Origin of the sequence: Mucilaginibacter calamicampi (genome assembly GCF_042676765.1) — a bacterium.
Classification (GTDB): domain Bacteria; phylum Bacteroidota; class Bacteroidia; order Sphingobacteriales; family Sphingobacteriaceae; genus Mucilaginibacter; species Mucilaginibacter calamicampi.
Window position 1 is genome coordinate 1 of sequence record NZ_JBHTHU010000017.1, and the last position, 6,040, is coordinate 6,040.

The 6,040-nt window shown below is 47.5% G+C and carries 2 tRNA genes and 3 rRNA genes; all 5 read left to right on the forward strand.

Annotation, left to right across the window (positions count from 1 at the left end):
• Window positions 1-248 precede the first annotated feature (248 nt).
• The 5 genes from ACFQZS_RS13310 to rrf all read left to right on the forward strand — a co-directional run bounded on the left by ACFQZS_RS13310 (window position 249) and on the right by rrf (window position 5,810).
• Window positions 249-1,770, forward strand: a 16S ribosomal RNA gene (locus ACFQZS_RS13310).
• Between the two features lie 336 nt (window positions 1,771-2,106).
• Window positions 2,107-2,181 (forward strand) — tRNA-Ile (locus ACFQZS_RS13315).
• An 82-nt stretch (window positions 2,182-2,263) separates the two neighbouring features.
• A tRNA-Ala gene (locus ACFQZS_RS13320) sits at window positions 2,264-2,337 on the forward strand.
• Window positions 2,338-2,607: 270 nt separating this feature from the next.
• Window positions 2,608-5,481 (forward strand): 23S ribosomal RNA (locus tag ACFQZS_RS13325).
• Between the two features lie 217 nt (window positions 5,482-5,698).
• Window positions 5,699-5,810 (forward strand): 5S ribosomal RNA (gene rrf, locus ACFQZS_RS13330).
• Together the 16S, 23S and 5S rRNA genes with 2 tRNA genes alongside form the textbook arrangement of a ribosomal RNA operon.
• The last annotated feature ends 230 nt before the right edge of the window (window positions 5,811-6,040 follow it).

Sequence of the window (6,040 nt, forward strand, 5' to 3'; positions counted from 1 at the left end):
AAAGTTCTTTTAAAAGATGCAATCATGTAACGAGCGGTAGGACGCGGTTAACCAATCAGAGAAGCAATTCGAAGAGTGGAATATCAAAGTCAAACTGTTTAGTTAGAAAAGAAGAAGGAATAGGATTGAAAGGGGGAAGGGTATTGTATAAAGATATATAATACAAATAACTAGAGATTCTATTTATTAGACAATTCCAAAGAATAAAAAGATAAGTAGAGTCAGGAAGTTATCAAACAGAACATTTTACAATGGAGAGTTTGATCCTGGCTCAGGATGAACGCTAGCGGCAGGCCTAATACATGCAAGTCGGACGGGATAGGAGAGCTTGCTTTCCTTGAGAGTGGCGCACGGGTGCGTAACACGTATGTAACCTACCTTGATCAGGGGGATAGCCTCTCGAAAGAGAGATTAAGACCGCATAACATTGCAATATGGCATCATAAAGCAATCAAATATTTATAGGATCAAGATGGGCATGCGGAACATTAGCTAGTTGGTGTGGTAACGGCATACCAAGGCTACGATGTTTAGGGGATCTGAGAGGATGACCCCCCACACTGGTACTGAGACACGGACCAGACTCCTACGGGAGGCAGCAGTAAGGAATATTGGTCAATGGGCGGAAGCCTGAACCAGCCATGCCGCGTGCAGGAAGACGGCCCTACGGGTTGTAAACTGCTTTTGCAGGGGAATAAACCTCGATACGTGTATCGAGCTGAATGTACTCTGAGAATAAGGATCGGCTAACTCCGTGCCAGCAGCCGCGGTAATACGGAGGATCCAAGCGTTATCCGGATTTATTGGGTTTAAAGGGTGCGTAGGTGGTTTTTTAAGTCAGGGGTGAAAGACGGCAGCTTAACTGTCGCAGTGCCTTTGATACTGAAGAACTTGAATTAACTAGAGGTAGGCGGAATGTGACAAGTAGCGGTGAAATGCATAGATATGTCACAGAACACCAATTGCGAAGGCAGCTTACTATGGTTATATTGACACTGAGGCACGAAAGCGTGGGGATCAAACAGGATTAGATACCCTGGTAGTCCACGCCCTAAACGATGAATACTCGATGTTGGCGATATACGGTCAGCGTCTAAGCGAAAGCGTTAAGTATTCCACCTGGGGAGTACGCCCGCAAGGGTGAAACTCAAAGGAATTGACGGGGGCCCGCACAAGCGGAGGAGCATGTGGTTTAATTCGATGATACGCGAGGAACCTTACCCGGGCTTGAAAGTTAGTGAATAGAGCAGAGACGCTCTAGTCCTTCGGGACACGAAACTAGGTGCTGCATGGCTGTCGTCAGCTCGTGCCGTGAGGTGTTGGGTTAAGTCCCGCAACGAGCGCAACCCCTATGTTTAGTTGCCAGCACGTTAAGGTGGGGACTCTAAACAGACTGCCTATGCAAATAGAGAGGAAGGAGGGGACGACGTCAAGTCATCATGGCCCTTACGTCCGGGGCTACACACGTGCTACAATGGTCAGTACAGAGGGCAGCTACCTGGCAACAGGATGCCAATCTCACAAAGCTGATCACAGTTCGGATCGGGGTCTGCAACTCGACCCCGTGAAGTTGGATTCGCTAGTAATCGCGTATCAGCAATGACGCGGTGAATACGTTCCCGGGCCTTGTACACACCGCCCGTCAAGCCATGGAAGCTGGAAGTGCCTGAAGTGCGTAACCGCAAGGAGCGTCCTAGGGTAAAGTCGGTAACTGGGGCTAAGTCGTAACAAGGTAGCCGTACCGGAAGGTGTGGCTGGAATACCTCCTTTCTGGAGCAATACCCACCCTGATCTGTTCCTTCAGACAGACAATGAGCAGTACAGCTCGCTACATGATTATCTTTTAAATTAGATGGAGAAGATTAGAGAATGAAGATTAAAGATTAGTTGAATAAATGTCAACAATCACTAAATCACTCATTCACTAACTCACTCACTAATTAAACACACAAAAGGAAAACCCAAAAGATGAAGCCATCAGTGGGGCCGGCCAACAGGCTAGGACACAGTTGGCAGTTCACAGTGGGCAGTTAAGAGGCAGTTAGCAGTTGGCAACAAGAGCTAACTACTGCAAACTGCAAACTAAAAACTGCAAACTAAATAAGAAGTCCTGTAGCTCAGCTTGGTTAGAGCACTACACTGATAATGTAGGGGTCAGCAGTTCAAATCTGCTCGGGACTACGGCAATGGGTGAATGAAAGAATGAGCGAATGAGTGAGTAATCACTAATTCACACAATCACTAACTCACACATTCATTAATTGGGGGATTAGCTCAGCTGGCTAGAGCACCTGCCTTGCACGCAGGGGGTCAACGGTTCGAATCCGTTATTCTCCACGCTTTGAGGAAAAGTTGAAAGTTATAAGTTGAAAGTTGTAGGAAACTACACATACAACATGTAACCTACAACCTACAACTCAAATAACGTTCTTTGACATATTGGAAGAAGTAATTGAAAAACGAGAAAACAACAGTAGGGACGTTGTTAGGAAGTTAGTCAATAGTCATCAGTCATTAGTAATAATGACCAGTGACGAATGACGAATGACTTGGCAACTGACTGAAATAATAAAAAGCATACTATACGGCGCAAAAGGCGTATAAGTAGAAGAAAGTAAGAAAGGGTATACGGGGGATGCCTTGGCTCTCAGAGGCGATGAAAGACGTGATAAGCTGCGATAAGTTCCGGGGATTTGCAAATAAGATTTGATCCGGAAATTTCTGAATGGGGAAACCTAACTAGTTGAAGACTAGTTGCAATAGCGCAAACCTGCTGAACTGAAACATCTAAGTAAGCAGAGGAAGAGAAAATAATAATGATTTCCTGAGTAGTGGCGAGCGAAAGGGAAGAAGCCCAAACCAGCTATGTTACGGCATAACTGGGGTTGTAGGACCACAATATGACTATCAAAAAGAACCGGAACGGGGTGGGAAACCCGGCCATAGAGCATGAGAGCTGCGTACGGGTAATTAATGATAAGATAGTGGTATCCTGAGTACCGCGAGGTCGGAGACGCCTTGTGGGAATCTGCCGGCACCATCCGGTAAGGCTAAATACTCCTGAGAGACCGATAGTGAACCAGTACCGTGAGGGAAAGGTGAAAAGAACCCCGAACAGGGGAGTGAAATAGAACCTGAAACCGTATACTTACAAGCGGTCGGAGCCCTTCTGGGGTGACGGCGTGCCTTTTGCATAATGAGCCTACGAGTTACTCTTCACTGGCAAGGTTAAGTGTTTAAGACACGGATCCGAAGCGAAAGCGAGTCTGAATAGGGCGCATAGTCAGTGGAGGTAGACGCGAAACCTTGTGATCTACCCATGAGCAGGTTGAAGGTGCCGTAACAGGTACTGGAGGACCGAACCGATAAACGTTGAAAAGTTTCCGGATGACTTGTGGGTAGGGGTGAAAGGCTAATCAAACTGGGAAATAGCTCGTACTCCCCGAAATGTTTTTAGGAACAGCGTCGTGGTTGAGTTATAAAGAGGTAGAGCTACTGATTGGGTGCGGGGGAGTCAAATCCTACCAAATCCAGACAAACTCCGAATGCTTTATAATATACACGGCAGTGAGGCTATGGGTGCTAAGGTCCATGGCCGAGAGGGAAAGAACCCAGACCATCAGCTAAGGTCCCCAAATTACCGCTAAGTTGAACTAACGAGGTCCGATTGCACAGACAGCTAGGATGTTGGCTTGGAAGCAGCCATTCATTTAAAGAGTGCGTAACAGCTCACTAGTCGAGCGATCGGGCATGGATAATAAACGGGCATTAAGCGGTATACCGAAGCTATGGATTTCAGAAATGATCTGGTAGGGGAGCATTCTATTTGCGGCGAAGCAGGAAGGTAACTGACTGTGGAGGGAATAGAAAAGCAAATGTAGGCATAAGTAACGATAAGGCAGGAGAGAAACCTGCCCACCGAAAGACTAAGGTTTCCTGATCAACGCTAATCGGATCAGGGTTAGTCGGGGCCTAAGGTGAAGCCGAAGGGCGTAGCCGATGGATAACTGGTTAATATTCCAGTACGTTTTATAACTGCGATGCAGTGACGGAGTAGTGAAACTGACGCGAACTGACGGAATAGTTCGTTAAAGGCCGTAGGTATATGGATTGTAGTTAAGTACGCAGACCATGCTGAAAGCTGATAGTACTCGGAACCTTCGGGGGATGGGATAGTTCAGGTAATCAGACTTCCAAGAAAACCTGCTAAGCTTCAGGTTATAAAACCCCGTACCGTAAACCGACACAGGTAGTCGAGGAGAGAATCCTAAGGTGCTCGAGTGAATCATGGCTAAGGAACTCGGCAAAATGGCCCTGTAACTTCGGGAGAAGGGGCGCTGACAGCAATGTCAGCCGCAGTGAAAAGGCCCAGGCGACTGTTTAACAAAAACACATGGCTATGCAAAATCGAAAGATGACGTATATGGCCTGACACCTGCCCGGTGCCGGAAGGTTAAGAGGGGATGTTAGTCGCAAGGCGAAGCATTGAATCGAAGCCCCGGTAAACGGCGGCCGTAACTATAACGGTCCTAAGGTAGCGAAATTCCTTGTCGGGTAAGTTCCGACCTGCACGAATGGTGTAACGATCTGGGCGCTGTCTCAGCCATGAGCTCGGTGAAATTGTGGTATCGGTGAAGACGCCGGTTACCCGCAACGGGACGGAAAGACCCCATGCACCTTCACTACAACTTAACATTGATATCGGATACAGGATGTGTAGGATAGGTGGGAGACTGTGATCTGGCTTCGCTAGGAGTCAGTTAGTCAACGTTGAAATACCACCCTTTCTGTATTTGGTGTCTAATCCCGCAAAGCGGGAGACATTGTTTGGCGGGTAGTTTGACTGGGGTGGTCGCCTCCAAAAAGGTAACGGAGGCTTTCAAAGGTAAGCTCAGTACGCTTGGTAACCGTACGCGGAGTGCAATAGCATAAGCTTGCTTGACAGTGAGACAGACAAGTCGAGCTGGGTCGAAAGACGGATATAGTGATCCGGTGGTTCTGCATGGAAGGGCCATCGCTCAAAGGATAAAAGGTACGCTGGGGATAACAGGCTGATCTCCCCCAAGAGCTCATATCGACGGGGAGGTTTGGCACCTCGATGTCGGCTCGTCACATCCTGGGGCTGGAGAAGGTCCCAAGGGTTGAGCTGTTCGCTCATTAAAGTGGCACGCGAGCTGGGTTCAGAACGTCGCGAGACAGTTCGGTCCCTATCTGTTGTGGGCGTTGGAAGTTTGAGTGGGGCTGACCTTAGTACGAGAGGACCGGGTTGGACTAACCTCTGGTGAATCTGTTATGCCGCCAGGTGTACTGCAGAGTAGCTACGTTGGGAATAGATAAGCGCTGAAAGCATCTAAGTGCGAAACTAGCCACGAGATGAGACTTCCATTGAGGGTCGTAGCAGACTACTACGTTGATAGGTTACAGGTCTAAAGGTGGTGACATCATAGCCGAGTAATACTAATCGCCCGAAGCTTTCTTCGGTTGGAATTGAAGGTTGTACGTAAGACGTTTTACGTAGTACGTACAACCCAACAAACTAACACAGATAGATTTAATTAATGCTGTTGTTTTCTCGAATTCATTTGCTTCTTTCAATAATATGTCATTGTTGAAGTTTGTTGCAAGTTATAAGTTGCAAGTTGTAGGTAATCTTACAACGCACAACATACACCCACAACATACACAACATTAAAAACATTCAGGTGCCTATATCGGCGGTGTCCACCTCTTCCCATTCCGAACAGAGAAGTTAAGCCCGCCAGAGCCGATGGTACTGCGGTAAAACGTGGGAGAGTAGGTCGGTGCCCAATCTTAAAGAGAGCTCCATAACGAAAGTTGTGGGGCTTTTCTTGTTTTGTATCAGTCTATAGTCCATAGTCCATGGCCGATAGACCATAGTGTTCTGCGCTACCATGGACCATGGACCATGGACCATCGACCCTCGACTCCTGTCTCACCTGCGTGTGGGACAAGGTGAGACACAGCGGGACAAGCCATTTTAATAAACAGCTCATAATAAGTGGTTTGCAATAAAACTCCC